This window comes from Sphingomonas sp. (assembly GCF_036387535.1).
GTDB lineage: Bacteria > Pseudomonadota > Alphaproteobacteria > Sphingomonadales > Sphingomonadaceae > Sphingomonas_R.
This window is the reverse complement of record NZ_DASVTO010000061.1, coordinates 33,161-55,167: the sequence shown is the minus strand read 5'-3', so window position 1 is coordinate 55,167 and position 22,007 is coordinate 33,161. Positions and strand designations below refer to the sequence as shown.

The following is a 22,007-nucleotide window of genomic DNA, read 5'->3' as shown; positions in this document are numbered from 1 at the left end:
TGCGCAAAGCAGACGAGCGATCCGTCGATGCAACATGGAAGCGTATCGGCTCCCTCCTCGACTGCTTCTCGCCCGACGAATGCAGCAACTACCTCGTCAACTCAGGGTACGCACCAACGTGATCCGGTCACGCTCTAGCGCAGCGAACCCGCTATCCCGCGGCCACCGCCAGCGCGGTCATGTTCACCACCGTCCGCGCGGTCGCCGCCGATGTCAGCACATGGATCGGCTTCGACATGCCGAGCAGCATCGGCCCGACCACCAGCCCCTCCGCGGATGCCGCCAGCAGCGTCATCGAGATATTGGCCGCGTCCAGCGTCGGGAACACCAGCAGGTTGGCGCTGTCGGTCAATGCGCTCGATCCCACGATCCGTTCGCGCAGCGGCGCGCTCAACGCGGCATCGGCGTGCATCTCGCCATCGATCTCCAACTCGGGGTCCAGCACCCGGATCCGCTTCAACGCATCGCGCATCTTGCGCGCCTGCGGGGAATTGGAGGCACCGAAATTGCTGTGCGACAGCAGCGCGCCTTTCGGCACGATCCCGAACCCGCGCACCGCGCGCGCGGCCAGCACCGCCATTTCGGCCACTTCTTCCGCACATGGATCGACGTTCATATGCGTGTCGCAGAAGAACAGCGTCCGTTCACCGACGATCAGCGCGGTCATTGCCGACACCCGCGTCACATCGGCCCGGCGTGGAATGATCGGCAGGACATAGGCGGTCTGCTGCCACCAGTCGGCGCTGCCACCGCACAGCGCGGCTTCGACATGCCCGGTCTTCAACAGCATCGCCGCCGCCACCGCCGGCCGGTTGCGCAGCCGCCGCTCCGCCGCCGCCGGTGTCACGCCCTTGCGATCGACCAGCGTCTGATAGTGCGGGATCAGCGGCGCGAACAGCGCCTCGTCCGCCGCGGGGTCGACGATCTCGATATCCTCGCCCTCGCGGATGCGCAGGCCCAGCGCCGTGATTCGCTGCATGATGACATCGCGCCGCCCGACCAGCACCGGCTTGGCCAGCCGTTCATCCACCACGATCTGTGCCGCGCGCAGGATGCGTTCATCCTCCGCCTCGGCATAGGCGATGCGCTTGGTTTCGCCGCGCGCGCGCTCGAACACCGGCGTCATCAGCTGGTTCGACCGATAGGTGAAGACCTGCAGCTTGCGGCGATAGGCTTCGAAATCGGTGATCGGGCGCGTCGCCACCCCGTCGGCCGCCGCCGCCCGCGCCACCGCCGGCGCGACTTCGGTCGCCAGCCGCGGATCGAACGGCGCCGGGATGATGTGTCCCGGCCCGAACAGCAGCGACCGCCCGCCATAGGCGCGCGCCACCGTCTCGTCCGGTTCCGCCCGCGCCAGCGCCGCGATCGCCTCGACCGCCGCAATCTCCATCCCCGGCGTGATCGCGGTCGCCCCGCAATCCAGCGCCCCGCGGAAGATATAGGGGAAACACAGCACGTTGTTGACCTGGTTCGGATAATCCGACCGTCCGGTCGCCACGATCGCGTCCGGGCGATGCTCCGCGATCAGTTCGGGCAGGATCTCCGGCTCGGGGTTCGCCATCGCCAGGATCAGCGGCTTGTCCGCCAGCAGCGGCAGCCATTCCGGCTTGAACACCCGCGGCGCGGACAGGCCCAGGAAGATGTCGGCCCCCGCCACCACTTCGCCCAGCGTTCGCGCATCCGTCGTCCGGGCATAGCGCGCCATGTTGGGCAGCATGTCGGCATCGCGGTCCTTGTAGATCACGCCCTTGATGTCGGTGATCGTCACATTGTCGATCTGCATCCCCATCGCGACCAGCAGGTCGACACAGGCCAGCGCCGCCGCGCCGGCGCCCGACGTCACCAGCCGCGCGTCCTCGATCCGCTTGCCCTGCAACAGCAATGCGTTGCGCACCGCGGCCGCCACCACGATCGCGGTACCGTGCTGATCGTCGTGAAACACCGGGATGTTCATCCGCGCGCGCAGCTTCGCCTCGATCGCAAAGCATTCCGGCGCCTTGATGTCTTCCAGGTTGATGCCGCCGAACGTCGGCTCCAGCGCGGCCACCACCTCGACGAAATGGTCGGGATCGGTGGCATCCACCTCGATGTCGAACACATCGAGCCCCGCGAATTTCTTGAACAGGACGGCCTTGCCCTCCATCACCGGCTTGCCCGCCAGCGGCCCGATATTGCCCAGCCCGAGCACCGCGGTCCCGTTGGAGATCACCGCGACCAGATTGCCACGCGCGGTCAGTTCGCGGGCCTGGTCCGGATCGGCGACGATCGCTTCGCACGCTGCGGCGACCCCGGGGGAATAGGCCAGCGCCAGATCGCGCTGGTTCGCCATGCGCTTGGTCGGTTCGACCGACAATTTTCCCGGATGCGGATAGCGATGATAATCCAGGGCTGCCTGCCGAAAATCATCATCCATGCCGTAACGTCCTTCTCGATGCGCGGCGCCGCTCTAGGCAACCCCGTCGCGGATTGCCAGTGCCGCCAGCGCGATCGCACCCAGCGGTCCGGCCATGTCGCCCAACGCCGGCGCCGCCACGAACTGCGCGATGTCGTCGGCGATCCGTCCGGCCTGTGCATAGCCGCCCAGGCTTTCGACCAGCGCGGTCCGGATCTGCGGGATCAGTTGCGGTTGCTTGGTCGGCACGCCCCCGCCCAGCAGGATGCGCTGCGGCGCGGTGGTCAGCACGATGTTGTGCAGCAGCATCGCCACCGCATGCACCACCCCGGTCCACACGGCATCGTCGGGGCCCAGCGTCGCCGCATGGCAGCCCGCCCGCGCCTCGATTGCCGGCCCCGCGGCCAGCCCCTCGACGCAATCGCCATGATAGGGGCAGTTTCCGGGCCAGTTGTCGCCCGGCATCCGCGCGATCCGCAAATGGCCGGCTTCGGGATGGCCCAGACCGCGCACCGTCTGCCCGCCCGCGACGATCCCGACACCGATCCCGGTCCCCACGGTCACATAGGCATGGGTCGACAACCCCTGCGCCGCGCCCCAGCGCGCCTCCGCCAGCGCCGCGCCCGCGACATCGGTGTCCAGCATCACCGGCAATCCGGTCGCCGCGCCCAGCCGGCCCGCCACGTCGGTATCCGACCAGCCGGGCTTGGGCGTCCGCACGATCCGCCCATAATCGGGGGCGGTGGGGTCCAGTTCCAGCGGCCCGAAACTGCCGATGCCCAGGGCCTGCGCGCGCGTGCCGACATTCCATTCGGCCAGCACCGCGGCGATCCCCGCCATCGTCGTTTCGGGATCGGTCGTATCCACTTTCGCGGTCGCCAGCACCTGATCCGGTCCGGATGCCAGGATGCAGATGCATTTGGTGCCACCCAGCTCGACGCCGGCATAAAGAGGTTCGGTCATGGCGCGCTTTTGCGGCGGACCGGCCGGCTTTGGCAAGACCTTTGGCGCGGTTGCCGCTACCGGATGACGTTTGTGGACGCCATACCCACATGCGTTGTCATGCTCATCGCGTTCCTTCTGGCTGCCGCCGCGCCGGCCACACTGACGCTGGATCGTGACGATCCGGTGGTGGATGCCGCCATCGACGGCGTTCCGCTCCGGCTGCGCGTCGCGCTGGATCAGCATGCCGTGGTCGAACTCAATCCCGATGCCGCGGCGCGCCTGCGGCGGCTGGCGTTCGAATCCGATGGCGGTGCGCAGGTCGGCCGGGTCATGGTGCCGGGCCGCGTCGCGCCCGCAATGCTCACGATCGCCGGCCGCGCGGTCCCCGTCACCGCGTCCAGCTATCCCAATCCCTGCTGTTCCGGCGTCGATGGGGAAATCGCGCCCGATCTGCTGCCGTTTGCGGAAATCCGCTTCATCCGCGGCGCAACCGGGGCGACGCGTCCGATCTCGCTCCGCCTGGAACGCCGACCCGGCTTCGGCCTGTTCACCCGCGGCGCCACCGCGGGCGGCTCGGTGCTGGTCCTGTTCACGCTGGCGCATGATGCGACCCTGGCCACCGGTGCCGGCGCTGCGGCCCTCGCCCGCGCCGGCGGCGGACATTTCACGGGAACGCAGGCCACCGAGACACGCGCATTCGGCATTCCGCGTCCGGTCCGCAGCATGACGCTGGATCGCCCGGTCGCCCTGGCGGGTTTTTCCGTCGATCGTCTGCTCGTCCGCACCACCGACTTCCGCGGCGATACCCTGCTGCCCCCAATTCCCGGCACCACGCCGCCCGAACCGGCCGATATCCGCGTGACCGCACGACGGGCGCCGCCACAGCGCGCGATCGCGGCGGTCACGCTGGGTCGCGATCTGCTCGCGCGCTGTCCGGATATCTGGTTCGTGCCCAGGACCCGCCTGCTGACCCTGTTCTGCGCATGACGACCCGGCGTGCTGTCCTGACCGGATTTGCGGGCGTCGCGCTGGCCGCCGCCGCGCCGCTCACCGGCGCGGATCGGAACGCCCGGCTGTTCGACCAGGTCTGGGACGAGGTCGACCGCCGCTACTGGGATCGCGACCGGCTGGGCGATGCCTGGAACGACGCCTATGCCCGATACCGTCCGCAGGCGCTCGCCGCAGCCGACGGCGCGGCGCTGTACCGTATCCTGTCGGCGATGCTTGCCACGGTCGGCGACAGCCATGTCTATATCCGCGCGCCGGATGCCGTGCGTTATGACGCCGCGCGCGACGCCGGGACCGACAGCGCGCAGTTCGGCCTGTCGACCTATCCGATCGACGGTGCGTGGCGCGTGCTGTCCGTCCGCGCGGGCGGTCCGGCCGCGGCCGCCGGTGTTCGCCCGGGCTGGGTGCTGACCGCGGTGGATGGCCATGCCATCGACGAGGATTGGCACCCCGCGCCCGGCCAGCATGGCCGTTTCACCTTCCGCGATCTCGCCGATCGCCCCCGCACGCTCGATCTGGTCAGCGTGCTGCTGCCGCCCGAACCCGCACGCCGCGCGACCCGGCTGCCCGACGACATGCTGCTGATCGGGTTCGAGGCGTTCGAGGACGACACCGCCCGCTGGATCGCCGACCGGTTGGACGAAGACCCGCCCGCCGCCCTCATCCTCGACCTGCGCGACAATGAAGGCGGCGAGGCGCTGGCGGTCGCACGGGTTGCCGGGCTGCTGTTCCCCGAAAGACGCACGCTCCTCAAACGCGTCGCCCGCGGCCGCACGCTCGCCATCCCGATCGTCCCGGCCCGCCGCCGTGCCTTTTTGGGCCCGGTCGCCGTGCTGGTCGGCCCGCGCAGCGCCAGCGGCGCGGAAATACTGGCCGCGCTGGTTCAGGACAGCGGCCGTGGCCGGGTGATCGGCGAACCCACCGCTGGTGCCGTCACCGGCGCCGCGCGCACCGCCTTGCCGGACGGCGGCGAACTCTGGGTGGCGGTCTTCGATATTCGCACCGCCGCCGACCGCCGGCTCGAGGGGGTCGGGATCACACCCGCTATTCCCGTGTCCCAATCGCTGGCGCAACTGCGCGCCGGCGTCGACCCGGCCATGATCCGCGCGACGGCCCTGCTCCGTTCGGCCATAGCGGTCGGGCCCGCCACACCCGCTTCGATGTTGAACGGAGGATGAGACCAAAGCCATGAACTGTATCGACTGCGACGTCGCCATCCTGGGCGCCGGCACCGCCGGGCTCGCCGCCTACCGTGCGGCCACCGATGCCGGTGCGCACGCCGTGCTGATCGATCCGGGCCCCGGCGGCACGCTCTGCGCCCGCGCCGGCTGCATGCCGTCAAAGGCGTTGATCGCGGCCGCCCGGTCCGCCCATCATGCACGCCAGGCCGCCGGTTTCGGAATCCGGGTGGGCGAGGTCGTCGTGGACGGCGCTGCGGTCATGGACCGCGTCCGCCGCGAACGCGATTATTTCGTCGGCGCCGTCCTGAAGGACGTGCATGCCATCCCGGCCGATCGCCGCATCACCGGCCGCGCCCGCTTCGTCGCACCCGATCGGCTCGCGGTGACGCACGGTCCCGATGTGGCCGCGGCCGCCATCGTGATCGCGGTCGGCACCGCGCCGACCTTGCCGGATCTGCTCGATCCGGTGCGCGCCTGGGTTCACAGCAGCGATACGATCTTCGACATCGCCAGGCCGCCCGCCACGCTGGCGGTGCTGGGGGCCGGGGCGATCGGGCTGGAACTTGCCGCCGCCTTCGCCCGGCTGGGCACGCGCGTCACGCTGATCGACAAGGCTGCCGCCATCGGCAACATCGCCGATCCCGACGTCCAGCGCGTCGCACGCGCGCGGCTGTCGACGGACATCGATTTCCGGCTTGGCAGTGAACTCCGCACCGCCACGCCGACCCCCACCGGCGCGCATCTCCGCTGGGATGGCGACAGCAGCGGCGAAGGAACCTTTGACTGCATTCTCGCCGCAGTCGGTCGGCCGCCTGCACTGGACGGCATCGGGCTGGACGCCAGCGGCCTGGCCCGCGACGATCATGGCACGCCGCATTTCGACGCCGCCACCGGTCGTTGCGGCGACAGCCGTATCTTCGTCGCGGGCGACGCACGCGGCTGTCGTCCGGTCCTGCACGAAGCCGCACGCTCCGGCCGGCTCGCCGGGCATAATGCTGCCTGCCCGGCCGCCATGCGCCGCGATCCGATCCTGCCGGCATTCAGCGTCATCTTCACGGATCCGCAGATCGTGGCGGTCGGCTGTTCGCATGATGCGCTGCCGTCCGATACCATCGTCGGCACCGCCACCTTCCAGGATAATGGCCGCGTCCATATCGACGGCGGCGGCGATGGCCTGCTCCGGCTCTATGCCGATTGCGATGGGGAGCTGCTCGGCGGAGCCATCGTCGGCCTGGATGCGGAACAGATCGGTCATCTGCTCGCCCTCGCCCTGTCCGCCGGGCTGTCGCTGGGCGATCTTGCCGACCAGCCTTATTATCACCCTACCATCCCTGAAATCCTGCAACGCGCGGCGCGCGACGCGCTGACGGTGCTGGATCGGTGCGACCGTTGATCGTTCAGCTTCGGCTCAGGCGCCGCACCCTTTGCTGCACGTCCCGTTCGAAAGAGGTTGCCGTGATGAAGACGCTTGCTTTCCTGCCGCTGCTGGTCGCGGTCGCTACTCCCGTCGGGGCGCAGGACATGCCCAAGGTCAGCGCCACGCCACCCGAACGGATTTCACAGTTGACCGTGTTCGGCAGCGACCCCTGCCCGCGCAGCACCGGCGACGAGATCGTGATCTGCGCGCGCATGCCCGAAAACGAGCGCTACCGCCTGCCCAAGCGCTTTCGGAACAAGCCGAAATCGGATCAACCCGCCATGGCATGGGGTGCACGCTCGCTCGACCTGGAATATGTCAACCGCCAGGGCCTGCCGAACAGCTGCAACACCGGCGGTTCGAACGGACAGACCGGGTGTTTTCAGCAGTTTCTGGCAAAGGCCCGCGCCGAACGCGATTATGATCGGCGTCAGGCATCACCGGACGCGCCCTGATCCCGCTTGCCTCGACAGGTCCGTAGCGTAAAATCTCTCACCGCATCATCCGGGGGGAACGCACGACCATGGCGACACAGATCGAATCCGTTCCGGCGGACGCAACGGCGGCGTATCCGCTGGCCCCCGATACGTATGAACGCCTGCTCGCCTTCGGATCGATCGCACTGCTCGCCTGCGTTGTCGCCGCTCTGGCGCGGGGCCAGGCGCAATGGGCGCTGGTTCCGGCCAATGTCTGGCTCCACCTCGCCACCATCGTCGTGGCGCTCGGGCTGACACCCATCATGCTGCTCCGCCGGCGCGGGGATCGCCGCCATCGCCGGCTGGGCCGAATCTGGGCCGTCGCGATGGTGCTGACCGCGGCGCTCAGCTTCACGATCCGCACCAGCGGTGGTTTCAGTGCGATCCACATCCTGTCGGCGGGGACCCTCCTGATGGTCCCCGCCATGGTGATCAGCGCGCGGCGGCATCAAATCGCGCGCCACCGTCGCCTGATCCGTGGGTTGGTCACCGGCGCATTGCTGATCGCCGGTGCCTTCACCTTCCCGTTCGGCCGGATGCTCGGCCGCTGGCTGTTCGGCTGACCGGCGTCAGAAGCCGCGGCGGAGCGTCACGAAGAACTGCCGCGGCGCCCCTGCCAACAAGGTCTGGTTGTCGCCGCGCGGGCCGAAGCCGTTGCTGCCGACGGTCGAGACATATTTCTTGTCGGTCAGGTTGGTGACGCTGCCCTCGATCGCAAAGCCCTTCAGCGGCCCCTCGGTGGCGAAGGTATAGCCGATCGTCGCATCCAGCAGCACGCGTCCCGGCACCGACTGGTCGTTCTCATAGGTGAAGTAGCGCTTCGACATGTAGTCCGCACCGATCCGCGCCAGGAAACGGCTGTCGTCATAGACGATCTCGCCCTTCACCATGTGCTCGGGGCTGTCGGGTACGGTCTTGCCCGCGGTCGCGGTATTCAGCGATCCGTTGGTGTTCAGCACATCGTCGCGATATTCCGAACTGTTATAGGAATAGGACGCGAACAGCGACAGCACCGGCATCAGCTTGTAGAGCGCGGTCGCCTCGAACCCGTAATTGCGGACGTCGCCGACATTCTGCAGCGTCGTCGGATTGCCGACCGACGCGACCCCGTTCACCAGCGACAGCAGCCGGTTGGAAAAATCGACATAATAGGCCGCGGCCGACCCCTGGAAACCGCCGGCGCGGAACCGTCCGCCGACCTCATAGCTGTTCGACCGTTCGGGCTTCAACGAATTGCGGATCAGGTCGAACCCGGCCTGCGTGGTCGCGAACGGCGATCCGCCGACCGCGGCCGACGTGAACGCGCGCATGTTCTGGGTGAAGGTGGCGAACAGTTCCGCACCACCGCCGATCGTGTAGACCGCACCGGCCTGCGGCAGGAAATAGTCCTTCGCATCGATCGTGCCCGACGCCAGCGTCCCGACCAGCCGGTTCGCGCGGTTGGTGACCTTGTACCCCTTCCATCCGCCATTCAGCGTCAGGTCGCCCAGCTCCAGCCGGTCCGACACATAATAGAGCGCGGTGGTCGTATCGAACTTCACGTCGAACTGCGTGGCGAACGGATCGGACTGGAACGACAGCGCGTCGCGCGACGGTGTCGCCTGGTTGGCCAGGCCGTAGAACCGGCGCGCATTGCGGAACGCGTTGGATTCGTACCAGCCGCCGATCTCCAGCCGGTTGGGGCCGGTTTCATAGGCGATATGGCCGAGCGCTCCGCCGCGCGTGATGTCATATTCGGTCGATCGGACCGACAGCGGCGATCCGCCCGGCGTCGGCGTATAGGGCAGGAACCACAATCCCTGGCCGTGATTGTTGTGGAAATATCCGGTCAGCTGCACCGACAGCGCATCCGTCAGCTTGCCGTCGAACGTCGCCCCGCCCAGATAATCGCGCCGCAACCCGGCGGCATCGAAATAGGAATCGTCGACCGTCTGATACGGGGCCGGGAACACCAGCCCGATCGTCGGATAGGGCAATGCCGCGGTCGGTGACGCGGCGCGCGTCGCCTGGTTCTGATACACCTGCGCCAATCGCGTCGCCAACGGGAAGTCGTTGGCGATATTGTCCAGGCCGTAGCCCAGCCGGTTGATCAGCCCCAGGCTCAGATCCTGATAATCCTGCTCCCGCCGGTCGGAGAAGTTGAAGAAGCCGCTGATGCTGCCACGGTCGCCCAGGTCCTGAACCAGCTTGACGTTCACCTGGTGCTGACGCTGTTCGCCGAACCCCTTCCACTTGTCGGTTTTCAGATAGCCATAGCTGACATACCCCTTCAGCCCGTTACCGGTCAGGTCACCACTGTCCAGCCGCACGAACCCGCGATAGGTAGCATCGCTGCCATAGGTACCCGACACCGCGATGTCCGTGTCCTCGGACGGCGCCCGCGACGTGAACAGGATGGTGCCACCCAGATTGCCGGTCGATGCGGTGCCCAGCGCGCCGGCGCCCTGCGCGACCGACGTCGATCCCAGATTTTCCGAAATGATCGCGCGGCTGATGTGCAGGCCGTTGCTGTTGCCATAGCTCATGTCGCCCAGCGGCACGCCGTCCAGCGTGAAGCCCAGCTGGTTCTGGTTGAACCCGCGGATCGAGATGCGCGACGACCATTCATAGGCACCGAACGCGTCCGCGGTCTGGAAATTGACGCCGGGCAGCTTGGCGATCGCCTTCAACGGCGTCGTACCCGGGGTCAGCACCGCGATGTCGCGGCTGGTGATCGTCTGCACCTGCCGCGCCTGGCCGAAACCCAGCACCACGATCTCGGATCCGTCGGCGGGATCGGCGGCACCCATGTCGGCGGCGGCGGCGGCATCCGCCGGCGCTGCGGCGGGCACATCCTCCGCGCGCGCCGACGCGGCGGACAGGACAAGGAAAGCGGTTCCGGCAAGCAGGCAGGCGCGATGGGCAGTCATGATCATTCCCCTTGGGCGCGGATGCCGATGCACATCTCGCGCTGGCCGCGCATGGCCGTCCCACTTGTCAGTGCGATGACTGTCCCGCGACGGATTGATGACAATCGTTGCGGATCCGTCACACTTCCAGCCGCCGGGCGCCGCGACGCACGCTGGCCCGGTGCCGGCCGGACAGCGCCAGCGACGGCGTGCGGATCGTGTCCAGGAACAGCCATTCGGTCGTCACGCGTTCCGGTGTCAGCGCGACGGTCATGTAGCCGCGCCGCGCGGTGTCGGCCCAGCGCAGTTCGGGGCTGGCCGTCACCAGCGCCGTCGCGACCCGCGCCGGATCGACACCGCGCAGTTCGGATTCATAACCGGGCGACGTGACGCTGTGCCCGCCAAATTCCACCCCCGCCGGCGCGCCGTCCTCGATCAGGTCGAATGCCCACGCATTGTGGCTGTCTCCCGACAGCACGACCAGATTGGCGTCCGCATCCAGCCCGGTCTTCAGCATCCGTGATCGCGCCGCGGGATAGCCGTTCCAGCTGTCCATGTTGAACGGCAGACCCAGCTTCGCGCCCGCGATCGCTGCCTGGATATAGGCCGATATGCCGGGCGCGGCGTCTTTCGGCAGCCACTCCGCCGCCACGTCGGGCATCCGCGTCAGCCCGACATTCACCTGCTGCGCGAACACCTGCCATTTGGTCGTCTTCGCTGCCGCCTGCATCCGCGCGGCGAACCACGCCTCCTGCTTCGGCCCCATCAGCGTGTGCGCCGGATCGGACCATGGCCCGTCCCGGAACCGCGCCAGCGCGGCGTTCAGATCCGCCTTGCCCGCCATCGCGGTCGCGACCAGGCTCAACTGCTTGGTCCGCGCGGTCAGTCGCTCCTCCGGCCGGAACAGCGCCGCCAGATCGCCGATCCGGTATTCCGCCCAGTCATCGTCTGATACCGGCATCCATTCGCGATAGGCCCGCACCGCCGCCGCCTTGCGCACGCTCCACGGGCCGTCGGTCGCCGGGTCGTGATGTTCCGCCCCGCCTTCCCAGCTGTCGTTCGCGCTTTCATGGTCATCCCACATCAGGATCATCGGGAACCGCGCATGCAGCGCCTGCAGGCTCGGGTCACGGCGATAGGCCGCATAACGCGCGCGATATTCCGCCAGATGGACGGTGGCCTCCGCCGGTTCGACCAGCCGGCCAGGCGGGGTTTCGGCCGCGTCCGGATATTCGCCGCGGCGATATTCATATTGATAATCGCCCAGGTGCAGCATCAGGTCGATGTCGCGCCGCGCCGCCGCATGGCCATAGGCGTTGAAATAGCCAAAGCCGATGTTGGAACAGGAAAAGACGCCCAGGTTGAACGCGCGCGTCTCGCCCACCGGCAGTGTCCGGGTCCGGCCGACCGGTGACACCGTGCCGTCCGGCGCGATGAAACGGTAATGATACCAGCGATCGGGGGTCAGCCCCGTGACGGTGATCTTGACGATATGGTCATGCTCGGCCTGCGCGACGCCGTCGCCGCCACCCGCGATCCGCGCGAAATCCGGCCGCTCGGAAAGCTCGACCCGCAGCCGGCTCTCGTCCGCTTTCCCCACGAACCGGGTCCATAGCAGGATCGATGTCGGTCCCGGCTCACCGCTGGCCACATGGTGGGTGAACCCGACCTGCGGTGCCAGTGCCCAGCCCGGCACGGCCGCTGCACCCAACCCCAGCAAGGACGAACGAAGGAGCAGGCGGCGGTCGATCTGGATCATGGCAGGGCCTCGGCAAACGGTTCGGCCTCGGCGCCTAATCTTCGTAGAAGACGCAACGATGACAGCGGTGCGTGACATCGCCGTCATGTCTCGGAACCGTCTTGCGGCTTTCATGCAACTGACATGGATCAGGCCGAAGCGCCGGCTCGACGCTCCCGCCTGAAGGAGCCCGTACCTTTTTCCGGGGACTTGCCATGATCCTTTACACGACCCGTCGCGCCTGCCTGACCGGCGTCGCCGCCGCGGCCCTGCTCGCGGGCAACGCGGTGGCCGCGCCGGCCGCCGACATCCCTGCCGCCGCCGCGCCGGCCGATGCCGAAACCGCCGAAACCATCGTCGTCACCGGCAAGACCACGCGGTCGGTCACGCAGATCGCCGGCCCTGAAATCCAGAAGATCCTGCCCGGCATCAATCCGCTGAAGGCGATCCAGACGCTGCCCGGCGTCACCTTCGTCACCGCCGATCCCTGGGGCAACAACGAACAGAACACCTCGCTGTTCATTCACGGCTTCAATGCGCAGCAACTCGGCTACACCTTCGACGGCGTCCCGCTCGGGGATCAGAATTACGGCAATTACAACGGCCTCTCGCCGCAACGCGCCGTCATTTCGGAAAATGTCGGCTCGGTCATCCTGTCGACCGGCGCCGCCGATCTCGGCACGCCGTCCACCAGCAATCTGGGCGGGGCAATCGAGACGTTCAGCAGCGATCCGCGCAGCGAAGGCGGCCTCGCCGTCGCGCAGACGATCGGCAGCTATGACACGTCCCGCACCTTCGTCCGGCTCGACAGCGGCACCTTTGGCAACGGCAACAGCCTCTACATTTCCGGTGTCCGGCAGAAGGCGCGCGCATGGGATTTCAACGGTCGTCAGGGCGGGTATCAGGCCAACGCCAAGTTCGTCCATGACGATGCCGACGGCAAGCTGACGCTCTACGCCGCCTATTCCGACAAGACCGAACCGAACGAGGACAGCACGGTTCGCAGCCCGACCACCACGTTCCAGCCCTATACGCGGCCCTTCTTCTATCCGGATTTCGCCTCGGCGCTCACCTATCTCTCCGCCACCGGCGCCACCCCGGCGGCGGACGGGGTCAACTATCGCAACTATTACAGCGCCGCGATCCGCACCGATTACCTCGCCTACGCCAAATATGACTGGGCCATCGCGGACAATGTCACCTGGTCGAACCAGGGCTATTACCACAATAATGACGGCTACGGCGTCGTCGCCGGGCCGATCACCGTCGCCAGCCTGCCCACATTGTTCGCGCTCTATTTCCCGGGTCAGAATCTGAAGGTGCAGACCGGCAATTCCGGCTATGCGACCCGCACCACCGAATATCGCATCGACCGCGCCGGCGTCATCTCGACGCTCGACGTCGAACTCGGCAACCACCGCATCGAACTCGGCGGCTGGTACGAAAACAACAGCTCGTCCGCCTATCGCCGCTGGTATGCGCTTGACGTCAACAATCCCAGCACACCCTATGAACGCCCCACCAACCCGCTCTTCACCCAATATGGCAGCGAGATCCGCAACGACGTCTATCAATTCCATATCCAGGATGCCTGGAAGCCGATCCCGACGCTGACGGTGCAGGCCGGGTTCAAGTCCAGCCTGCAATTCGGCAAGGGCACCGTCCCGGTCCAGCCGATCGTCGGCTCGCTGCCGGGGTCGATCGGCCTGCCGGAAGGGCGGATCACCACCAAGAAGTGGTTCCTGCCGCAACTCGGCCTGTTATGGGATGCGACGCCCACCGAACAGGTCTTCGTCAATGCCCAGCGCAACCTGCGTCAGTTCCAGACCTACGGCGCCGGCGGCCTGTCGCCCTGGAGCCTCGGCAGCCAGGCCGCGTTCGATCTGTTCAAGGATCAGGTCGATCCCGAAACCGCCTGGACCTATGAAGCCGGTCTCCGCACCCGCCGCCCGGTCGCGCTCGGCCCGCTGACCGGCATCGAAGGCCAGATCAATTATTATCATGTCGACTTCAAGGATCGCCTGCTCGGCGTCAACGCGGTGCCCGGCGGATCGATCGCGGGCGGCGCCGCGATCATCCAGAATGTCGGTTCGGTGAAGACCGACGGTGTCGATGCCGCCCTGACGTTGCGGTTCGGGCAGAGCTTCTCGCTCTACAATGCGCTGTCCTACAACCGCTCCATCTACCAGGATAATTACCAGTCCGGCACCACCACCGTCCCGACCGAGGGCAAGAAGGTACCGGGCTCGCCGACCTGGCTCAACAAGACCGTGGCGACGCTCAGCCTCGGGCCGGTCGATGTCCAGGCGATCGGCGATTATGTCGGCAAGCGGTTCGCGACCTATACGAATGACCAGGCCGTACCCAGCTACTTCCTCGCCAGCGCACGGATCGGCTACACCATTCCGATGTCGCCCACCGGGTTCGTGCAGAAGGCGGAGGTCAGCGTCAACGTGACCAATCTCACCAAGGAAACCGGCACCTCGACGGTCAGTGTCGGATCGGCATCGCTCACCTACAACACCTTCCCGATCGCCCCGCGTCAGTGGTTCGCCACGCTGTCGGTCGGTTTCTGATGGGCGGCCATGGTCTTACCCGCCGCGGCGCTCTCGGCACCGTGGCGGGGGCCGCCGCGCTGGCCGCCACCGCCCGCGCCGCGCCGGCCCCTGCCACGACCCCGCTGGTGATCGCGCATCGCGGCGCCTCTGCGCTCCGCCCCGAACATACGCTGGCCGCCTATGCCAAGGCGATCCAGGACGGCGCGGATTTCATCGAACCCGATCTGGTCGTCACCCGCGACGGCATCCTGATCGCGCGTCACGAAAACAACATCGCCGGCACCACCGACATCGCCCGCCATCCGGAGTTCGCCGGCCGCCGCACCCGCAAGACCGTGGATGGTGAGGCGCAGGACGGCTGGTTCTGCGAGGATTTCACGCTCGCCGAACTGAAGACGCTGCGCGCGGTCGAGCGGCTGGGCCGGGTCCGCCCGGTCAGCGCCGGCTATGACGGCCAGTTCCAGCTGGTGACGTTCGAGGAAATCATCGATTTCGCCGCCGCCGAGGCCGCCGCCCGCGGCCGCATGATCGGCCTGATCCCCGAACTCAAGCACGGCACCTATTTCGCCGGCATCGGCATGCCGCTGGAGGACCGCTTCATCGCGACCCTTGCCGCGCATGATTATACCCGCCGCGCGCCGGTGGAGGTGCAGTCGTTTGAAATCGCCAACCTCCGCTATTTGCGGTCCAGGCTCGGCCGCCCCGCCAATCTCCGGCTGGCCCAGCTGATCGGCGACGGCGATGTCCGGCCCGCCGACGTGGCAAAGGCGGGCGGCACCACCAGCTTCGCGCAGATGGCGACCGCCGCCGGCCTGCGGGACATGGCGACCTACGCCGATGTCGTTGCACCCGCCACGCGTGCGATCATCCCGCTCCGTCCCGATGGCCGGTTGGATCGGCCCACCCGGCTGGTGGCGGATGCCCATGCTGCCGGGCTGCTGGTCCACCCCTGGACGTTCCGCCCCGAAAACCGCTTCCTCGCGGCCGATTTCCGCGACGACGCCGGTGACGACGCCCGCAACCCGACCGGATCGATCGCGGAGATCCGCCGCTACGTCGCGGCCGGCATCGACGGCTTCTTCACCGATGATCCCGCGCTCGGCAGGGCCGCGTTGCAACCGACGGGCTGATCCGGAACATGACCGATCCGTAATGAATCCGTAAACAAAACTGCACGGGACTGACGTGGAACGCCCCTAGCCAGACGTGGAAACCGATCTGGCGGGGGCCCCCTGACATGCACGACATCCTTTCTTTCGACGAACCCTATTGCGACGGTGGGATCGACACGAACCGCAGCACCGGGCCGACGCTCGCAGACATCGTCGACAGCCGCTATTCCCGTCGCCAGACGATGTTCGGCGGCGTCTCGGCGCTGACCATGGCCGCGCTCGGCACCACCCTGCTGTCCGGCTGTGGGTCGGATGCGGAGGGGAACAGCCCGCCCACCGTCACCGCGGGACAAAGCGCCGCCACCACCTCGGGCAAGCTCGTGACGCTTGCCGGCACCGCCAGTGATCCGGGCGGCAGCGTTTCCAGCACGATCTGGACGCAGCTATCGGGTCCCACGGTCACGCTCACCAACTCCGGTACGCCTTCGGCCACCTTCATCGCGCCGGCCGTCGCCACCACCACACCGCTCGTCTTCCGTTTCACCGCGACCGACGGCTTCGGCGCCACCGCCACGGCGGACAGCACGATCACCGTCGCGCCAGCCACGCTCGACTTCACGGCGGTTCCCAAATCGCTGGCCGATGTCGTCGCGGTGCCGTCGGGCTATACCGTCACCATTCTCTACCGGCTGGGCGATCCGATCACGGCATCCACCACCGCTTTTGCCAATGACGGCAGCGACAGCGGCTTTTCGGCCCGCGCCGGCGATCATCATGACGGCATGTCCTATTTCGGCCTGCTCGCGGGTGCCAACACGCCGGATGCGAACAACAGCAGCCGTGGCCTGCTGGTGATGAACCATGAAAACATCACGGCCGCCTATCTGCATCCGAACGGTCAGACGCTGGTGGGCGGTGCCCGCCCCGAAGCGGAGGCGCTGAAGGAAATGGAATGCCACGGCGTCAGCGTGGTGGAGATCGCGAAAGGCACGACTGGCGCCTGGGCCTATGTCCAGAACTCCGTGCTCAATCGCCGGATCACGCCGCTCACGCCGATGCAGTTCAACGGCCCGGTCCGCGGCGCGGCGCTGCTGCGCACCCGCTTTTCCACCGATGGCACGCGGGGCCGCGGCACGATCAACAACTGCGCCAATGGCCTGATGCCGTGGGGCACCTACACGACGTGCGAGGAAAACTGGGCCGGCTATTTCCGTCGCGACACCACCGATGATGCCGTCCGCGCTGCGACGGCGCCCAGGACGGTGGTGGCGCTCAACCGCTATGGTCTTGCGGTCACCACCAACCGCCCGGGCAATAATCGCTGGAGCACGGTGACACCGGCCGACGCCACCAGCACGCTCTACAGCCGGTGGAACATCAATGCGGTCGCCAGCGCGGCGGCGGACGGCAGCGGCGATTTCCGCAACGAAGCCAACCAGTTCGGCTGGGTCGTCGAAATCGATCCCTATCTGCCGACCTCCACCCCGCGCAAGCGCACCGCGCTCGGTCGCATGAACCATGAAGGCTGCTGGCCGTCGGTGCCGGTCGCCGGCCGCCGCCTCGCCTTCTACATGGGTGACGACGCGCAGAACGAATATCTGTACAAGTTCGTCTCCGCCACGCCCTGGTCGTCGGCGGACGCCACCCCGACCGACCGGCTCGCCACGGGTGACAAATATCTCGACGCCGGCACGCTCTACGTCGCGCGCTTTGACGCCACCGGCGCCGGCGTCTGGCTGCCGCTGGTGTTCGGACAGGGTCCGTTGACGGCCGCCAACGCCGCCTATCCCTTCGCGGATCAGGCCGACGTCCTCGCCAACGCGCGCCTTGCCGGCGACGCGCTCGGCGCGACGCGGATGGATCGTCCGGAATGGACCGCGGTCAATCCGCAGACCGGCGAAGTCTATCTGACGCTCACCAACAACAGCTCGCGCACGCTTGCCGGCACCGACGCCGCCAACCCGCGCTATTATAATGATCCGAAGAACGGCGCCGCGCAGCGTGGCAATCCCAACGGGCACATCATCCGCCTGCGCGAAACCGGGGATACGTCGGAAGCGACGACGTTCCGCTGGGACATCTATGCCTTCGGCGCGGGGTCGGATCTCAACCCCGCCAACATCAACCTGTCCGGGCTCGACGCCACCAACGACTTTTCCAGCCCGGACGGTCTCTGGTTCTCCCGCGCCACCAATCCGACGGGGCAGGTCAATCCGCTGCTGTGGATCCAGACCGACGACGGCGCCTTCACCGATCAGACGAACTGCATGATGCTGGCCGCGTTGCCGGGTACGGTCGGGGACGGCGCCGCCCGCACGATCGTCAATCTGGGTGCCGACGACAGCACGCGCAGCCAGTCGACCTTCATCGGCAAGGCGCCGGGCGGAACCCTCCGTCGCTTCCTGGTGGGACCGAAGGAATGCGAGATCACCGGCGTCGACAGCACGCCCGACGGCCGCGCGCTGTTCGTCAACATCCAGCATCCCGGCGAAGGCGGCACCCCCGCCGCGATCAGCAGCAGCTGGCCCGCGACGCAAACCGGCGCCACCACCGGCAGCGCGCGTCCCCGCTCGGCTACCATCGTCATCACCCGGAACGATGGCGGGCTGATCGGCCTCTGATCGCTTGGAACGGTACCCCGGTTTACGGCCGGGGTACCGACTTTTCAGGGCCCGGACTGGACTTCTACCGACCCTGAACATATATCGAACAAATGGCGCAACTCGATACCCGCGGCAAGCTGGCCATCCTCGCCGACGCGGCCAAATATGATGCGTCGTGCGCGTCGTCCGGCACGGCGAAACGCTCCAGCGAGGGCAAGACCAAGGGGATCGGTTCGACCGAGGGGATGGGCATCTGCCATGCCTATGCACCCGATGGACGCTGCATCTCGCTGCTCAAGATCCTGCTGACCAACAGCTGCATCTTCGACTGCCATTATTGCATCAACCGCAAAAGCTCGAACGTCCGCCGCGCGCGCTTCTCGGCGGAGGAGGTCGTCAACCTCACCCTCGCCTTCTACCGCCGCAACTATATCGAAGGGCTGTTCCTCTCCTCCGGCATCATCCGCTCGTCCAACTACACGATGGAACAGATGGTCGAAGTCGCACGGTCGCTGCGCGAGGATCACGACTTTCGCGGCTATATCCATCTGAAGACCATCCCCGATGCCGATCCCGAACTGGTGCATCAGGCCGGGCTCCACGCCGACCGCGTCTCGATCAACGTCGAACTGCCCACGGTCGGCGGGTTGAAGCGGCTGGCGCCCGAAAAGTCGGCGGAGCGGATCGATGGCGCGATGCAGACCATGAAAACGTCGATCGACGACGGTCATGACGCGAAACGACGGTACCGGACCGCACCCCGCTTCGCGCCTGCCGGCCAGTCGACGCAGATGATCGTCGGCGCGGACAGTGCGAATGACGGCGATATCGTCACCCGCGCCTCCACCCTCTACGATCGCTTCGCGCTCCGCCGCGTCTATTATTCGGCGTTCAGCCCGATCCCCGACGCGTCCGCGATCCTGCCGCTGCAACGCCCGCCACTGATGCGCGAACATCGCCTGTACCAGTCGGACTGGCTGATGCGTTTCTACGGGTTCCAGCCCAAGGAGGTCGTCGCCGCCACCGGTGCCGACGGCATGCTCCCGCTCGATATCGACCCCAAGCTCGCCTGGGCGCTCAAGTTTCGTGCAATGTTCCCGGTCGACGTCAACACCGCCCCGCGCGAGGCGCTGCTCCGCGTCCCCGGCCTGGGGGTGAAGGCGGTGAACGCCATCCTGGTCAGCCGCAAGTGGCGCGCGCTCCGCCTCGACGATGTCGGACGGCTCACCGTGTCGATCGCCAAGGTACGGCCGTTCATCGCCGCCACCGACTGGCGTCCGGTCGCCCTCACCGACCGCGCCGACCTGCAAAACCGGATTGCACCGAAGACGGAGCAGCTGGAACTGTTCGCCGCCTGATCCGGGCGGCAACCCCGGAACGCTTCATGCGTCTATCCTGACGATGCACGTCGCAACTTTGGCCAGCGAGGATGATTTTGACGGTTGGCGTACCGCCGCTCGTACGCTGGCGCTGGCCGGTGTCGCGCCCGATGCCGTCGTGTGGCAGGTGGGCGACCAGCCCGCCGACCTGTTTGCGGATCAGCCTGCGCCCGATGCGCCCTCCGGCGCCTTCTCGGTCCCGCGCCCCTTTGTCGATCTTGCCCGCCGGGCGCTCTGCCACCGCGATCCCGAACGCTTCGCACTGCTCTACACCCTGCTGACCCGGATCCGCGCCCAGCCCAAATTGCTGGATGATCAGGCGGATCCCCTGGTCCGCCGGATCGAACATCTGGCCAAGGACGTGCGCCGCGACATGCACAAGATGCGGGCGTTCGTCCGCTTCCGCGAGATTGCGGTCGACGGCGCCGAACCCCGCTATGTCGCCTGGTTCGAACCCGACAACCACATCGTCCGCGCCAATGCGGATTTCTTCGCGCGCCGCTTCACCACCATGCACTGGTCGATCCTGACCCCCGAACTGTCGGTGCATTGGGATGGTGACACGCTCGCGTTTACCCCCGGCGCGCACCGCGCCGATGCGCCCGATGGCGATCCGCTCGAAGAAACCTGGAAGACCTATTACGCCGCCATCTTCAATCCCGCCCGCGTCAAGGTCGGCGCGATGACGAAGGAGATGCCGCGCAAATATTGGAAGAACATGCTGGAAACCGCGCTCGTGCCCGAATTGCTGGCCAGCGCACAAAAGCGGGAGAGCGGAATGATCGCGGCGGCGCATGCGGATATCGGTGGCAATGCCCGCGTGTCGTGGGAGGCGCTGCGCGAGGAATCCGGCGGCTGCACCCGCTGCCCGCTCTACGGTCCGGCGACGCAGACGGTGTTCGGCGAAGGTCCGACCGACGCGCGCCTGATGTTTGTCGGCGAACAGCCGGGGGATCAGGAGGATATTGCAGGCCGCCCGTTCGTCGGCCCGGCCGGTCAGGTGTTCGACCGCGCGATCACCGCCGCCGGCATCGACCGCGCCCGCGTCTACGTCACCAATGCCGTCAAGCATTTCAAGTTCGAACCGCGCGGCAAACGCCGCATCCATGCCAAGCCCGCCGGGCCGGAAATCGACGCCTGCCGCTGGTGGCTCGATCAGGAACGCGTACTGGTCCGCCCACCCGTCACGGTTGCACTCGGCGCCACGGCCGCGCGCGCGTTACTCGGCCGCGTGGTCACCATCTCGAAATCGCGCGGCACCGCGATCACGCTACCCGACGGTGGTGAATGCTGGGTTACCGTCCACCCAAGCTACCTCCTCCGCCTGCCCGATCGCGTGCAGGCCGAAGAAGAATATGCCCGCTTCGTCGAGGACCTTACCACCGCCCGAAACCGCGCCGAAGCTTTCGCCTGAACCCTCATCCCCTGTCGGGCGAGGGGTGAGGTCGGCGGCACGGGTCAGGCCATCGTCCGCGGGTCTGGCCCGATCCGCCCGTCGCGCCGGTCCAGTGTCCCGATCGCGGCATGGTCTTCCGCGTCCAGCGCGAAGTCGAAGATCGCGATATTCTCCGCCAGCCGCTCCGGCCGGGTCGATTTCGGGATCACCGAGAGGCCGGATTCGATGTGCCAGCGGAGCACCACCTGCGCCGGGCTCTTGCCATGTTTCTCCGCGATCCGCGCCAGCACCGGCTCCTCCAGCGCCGCACCCTGACCCAGCGGGCTCCAGCTGGTGGTCACGATCCGGTTTTCGTCATGAAACGCGCGCAGCTCGACCTGCTGGAAACTCGGATGCAGCTCGATCTGGTTCACGGCCGGCACCACGCCGGTATCATGGATGATGCGTTCCAGATGATCGATGGTGAAGTTGGACACCCCGATCGATCGCACCCGTCCGTCCTGTTGCAACCGCACCAGCGCGCGCCAGCTTTCGACGAATTGGTCCAGTTCCACGAACGGCCAGTGCAACAGGAACAGGTCGATCCACTCCAGCCCCAGTTTTTCGAAACTGCGATCGAACCCGCGAAGGGCGGCATCATAGCCGAAATCGTCGCGCCACAATTTGGACGTGACAAAGATCGTCTCGGTCCGCGCGCGGATACCTGCTCCGGTGCCGGCCTCATTCCCGTACAGCGCCGCCGTATCGACCGCACGGTACCCGGCATCGATCGCAGCCTGCACCACCCGCGCCGTATCGTCATCCGGGATCTGGTACACGCCCAGCCCGATCTGGGGCATGTTGTGGCCGTCGTTCAGGGTCAGGCTTGGCTGGTCGGTCATCGCGCTCTCCGGATATCATCGGCGGGGGAACGA

The 22,007-nt window shown here is 67.2% G+C and carries 15 protein-coding genes and 1 pseudogene; 11 read left to right on the top strand and 5 right to left on the bottom strand.

All coding sequences use genetic code 11. The features are described 5' to 3' along the window. Positions 1 to 122, top strand: a pseudogene (locus VF649_RS05355) (IS630 family transposase); the annotation flags it as partial. Between the two features lie 29 nt (positions 123 to 151). Here the strand turns inward: VF649_RS05355 and VF649_RS05350 are convergent. Both VF649_RS05350 and VF649_RS05345 read right to left on the bottom strand, forming a co-directional pair. Then, complete coding sequence (locus tag VF649_RS05350; protein ID WP_331010928.1) at positions 152 to 2,413, bottom strand: NADP-dependent malic enzyme; 2,262 nt, start codon at positions 2,411 to 2,413, stop codon at positions 152 to 154. Positions 2,414 to 2,446: 33 nt separating this feature from the next. Then, positions 2,447 to 3,355, bottom strand: a complete 909-nt coding sequence (locus VF649_RS05345) for an ROK family protein (RefSeq protein ID WP_331010927.1) — start codon at positions 3,353 to 3,355, stop codon at positions 2,447 to 2,449. A 99-nt stretch (positions 3,356 to 3,454) separates the two neighbouring features. Here VF649_RS05345 and VF649_RS05340 point away from each other — a divergent pair, with 99 nt between their 5' ends. The 5 genes from VF649_RS05340 to VF649_RS05320 all read left to right on the top strand — a co-directional run bounded on the left by VF649_RS05340 (position 3,455) and on the right by VF649_RS05320 (position 7,982). Next, entirely contained in the window at positions 3,455 to 4,324 is an 870-nt protein-coding gene (locus VF649_RS05340; protein ID WP_331010926.1) for a hypothetical protein, read from the top strand. Next, positions 4,321 to 5,523, top strand: a complete 1,203-nt coding sequence (locus VF649_RS05335; protein ID WP_331010925.1) for a S41 family peptidase — start codon at positions 4,321 to 4,323, stop codon at positions 5,521 to 5,523. The genes VF649_RS05340 and VF649_RS05335 overlap by 4 nt, the downstream gene beginning before the upstream one ends. 10 nt (positions 5,524 to 5,533) lie before the next feature. Further along, positions 5,534 to 6,919, top strand: coding sequence for a dihydrolipoyl dehydrogenase (locus tag VF649_RS05330; protein WP_331010924.1), 1,386 nt, complete (start codon positions 5,534 to 5,536; stop codon positions 6,917 to 6,919). A gap of 65 nt (positions 6,920 to 6,984) precedes the next feature. After that, the gene (locus tag VF649_RS05325; RefSeq protein ID WP_331010923.1) at positions 6,985 to 7,398 is read left to right on the top strand and encodes a hypothetical protein; all 414 of its coding nucleotides are present in this window, start codon (positions 6,985 to 6,987) and stop codon (positions 7,396 to 7,398) included. Between the two features lie 68 nt (positions 7,399 to 7,466). Next, a complete protein-coding gene (locus tag VF649_RS05320) occupies positions 7,467 to 7,982 on the top strand; it encodes a hypothetical protein (protein WP_331010922.1) in 516 nt (171 codons plus the stop codon). Between the two features lie 6 nt (positions 7,983 to 7,988). Here the strand turns inward: VF649_RS05320 and VF649_RS05315 are convergent, their stop codons facing one another. Next, positions 7,989 to 10,328, bottom strand: coding sequence for a TonB-dependent receptor domain-containing protein (locus VF649_RS05315; RefSeq protein WP_331010921.1), 2,340 nt, complete (start codon positions 10,326 to 10,328; stop codon positions 7,989 to 7,991). Between the two features lie 118 nt (positions 10,329 to 10,446). Continuing rightward, positions 10,447 to 12,066, bottom strand: coding sequence for an alkaline phosphatase D family protein (locus VF649_RS05310; protein ID WP_331010920.1), 1,620 nt, complete (start codon positions 12,064 to 12,066; stop codon positions 10,447 to 10,449). Between the two features lie 194 nt (positions 12,067 to 12,260). Here VF649_RS05310 and VF649_RS05305 point away from each other — a divergent pair, with 194 nt between their 5' ends. From VF649_RS05305 to VF649_RS05285, 5 genes are all read left to right on the top strand, one after another. After that, positions 12,261 to 14,621: a TonB-dependent receptor gene (locus tag VF649_RS05305; RefSeq protein ID WP_331010919.1), complete on the top strand. Its 2,361-nt coding sequence runs from the start codon at positions 12,261 to 12,263 to the stop codon at positions 14,619 to 14,621. Further along, the gene (locus tag VF649_RS05300) at positions 14,621 to 15,733 is read left to right on the top strand and encodes a glycerophosphodiester phosphodiesterase (RefSeq protein WP_331010918.1); all 1,113 of its coding nucleotides are present in this window, start codon (positions 14,621 to 14,623) and stop codon (positions 15,731 to 15,733) included. Before VF649_RS05305 ends, VF649_RS05300 begins: the two co-directional genes overlap by 1 nt. A 107-nt stretch (positions 15,734 to 15,840) precedes the next feature. Beyond that, positions 15,841 to 18,336, top strand: coding sequence for a PhoX family protein (locus tag VF649_RS05295; protein WP_331010917.1), 2,496 nt, complete (start codon positions 15,841 to 15,843; stop codon positions 18,334 to 18,336). Positions 18,337 to 18,428: 92 nt separating this feature from the next. After that, a complete protein-coding gene (locus VF649_RS05290) occupies positions 18,429 to 19,676 on the top strand; it encodes a putative DNA modification/repair radical SAM protein (RefSeq protein WP_331010916.1) in 1,248 nt (415 codons plus the stop codon). A 43-nt stretch (positions 19,677 to 19,719) separates the two neighbouring features. Further along, a complete protein-coding gene (locus VF649_RS05285; RefSeq protein WP_331010915.1) occupies positions 19,720 to 21,111 on the top strand; it encodes a UdgX family uracil-DNA binding protein in 1,392 nt (463 codons plus the stop codon). A gap of 44 nt (positions 21,112 to 21,155) precedes the next feature. Here the strand turns inward: VF649_RS05285 and VF649_RS05280 are convergent, their stop codons facing one another. Then, on the bottom strand, positions 21,156 to 21,974 hold the full coding sequence (locus tag VF649_RS05280; protein WP_331010914.1) for an aldo/keto reductase: 819 nt from the start codon (positions 21,972 to 21,974) through the stop codon (positions 21,156 to 21,158). Positions 21,975 to 22,007 lie beyond the last annotated feature (33 nt).

Bases quoted from the DNA above. Each gene is read 5' to 3' on its own strand.
- VF649_RS05350 (WP_331010928.1), bottom strand. From the start codon at position 2,413: ATGGATGATGATTTTCGGCAGGCAGCCCTGGATTATCATCGCTATCCG.
- VF649_RS05345 (WP_331010927.1), bottom strand. From the start codon at position 3,355: ATGACCGAACCTCTTTATGCCGGCGTCGAGCTGGGTGGCACCAAATGC.
- VF649_RS05340 (WP_331010926.1), top strand. From the start codon at position 3,455: ATGCTCATCGCGTTCCTTCTGGCTGCCGCCGCGCCGGCCACACTGACG.
- VF649_RS05335 (WP_331010925.1), top strand. From the start codon at position 4,321: ATGACGACCCGGCGTGCTGTCCTGACCGGATTTGCGGGCGTCGCGCTG.
- VF649_RS05330 (WP_331010924.1), top strand. From the start codon at position 5,534: ATGAACTGTATCGACTGCGACGTCGCCATCCTGGGCGCCGGCACCGCC.
- VF649_RS05325 (WP_331010923.1), top strand. From the start codon at position 6,985: ATGAAGACGCTTGCTTTCCTGCCGCTGCTGGTCGCGGTCGCTACTCCC.
- VF649_RS05320 (WP_331010922.1), top strand. From the start codon at position 7,467: ATGGCGACACAGATCGAATCCGTTCCGGCGGACGCAACGGCGGCGTAT.
- VF649_RS05315 (WP_331010921.1), bottom strand. From the start codon at position 10,328: ATGACTGCCCATCGCGCCTGCCTGCTTGCCGGAACCGCTTTCCTTGTC.
- VF649_RS05310 (WP_331010920.1), bottom strand. From the start codon at position 12,066: ATGATCCAGATCGACCGCCGCCTGCTCCTTCGTTCGTCCTTGCTGGGG.
- VF649_RS05305 (WP_331010919.1), top strand. From the start codon at position 12,261: ATGATCCTTTACACGACCCGTCGCGCCTGCCTGACCGGCGTCGCCGCC.
- VF649_RS05300 (WP_331010918.1), top strand. From the start codon at position 14,621: ATGGGCGGCCATGGTCTTACCCGCCGCGGCGCTCTCGGCACCGTGGCG.
- VF649_RS05295 (WP_331010917.1), top strand. From the start codon at position 15,841: ATGCACGACATCCTTTCTTTCGACGAACCCTATTGCGACGGTGGGATC.
- VF649_RS05290 (WP_331010916.1), top strand. From the start codon at position 18,429: ATGGCGCAACTCGATACCCGCGGCAAGCTGGCCATCCTCGCCGACGCG.
- VF649_RS05285 (WP_331010915.1), top strand. From the start codon at position 19,720: ATGCACGTCGCAACTTTGGCCAGCGAGGATGATTTTGACGGTTGGCGT.
- VF649_RS05280 (WP_331010914.1), bottom strand. From the start codon at position 21,974: ATGACCGACCAGCCAAGCCTGACCCTGAACGACGGCCACAACATGCCC.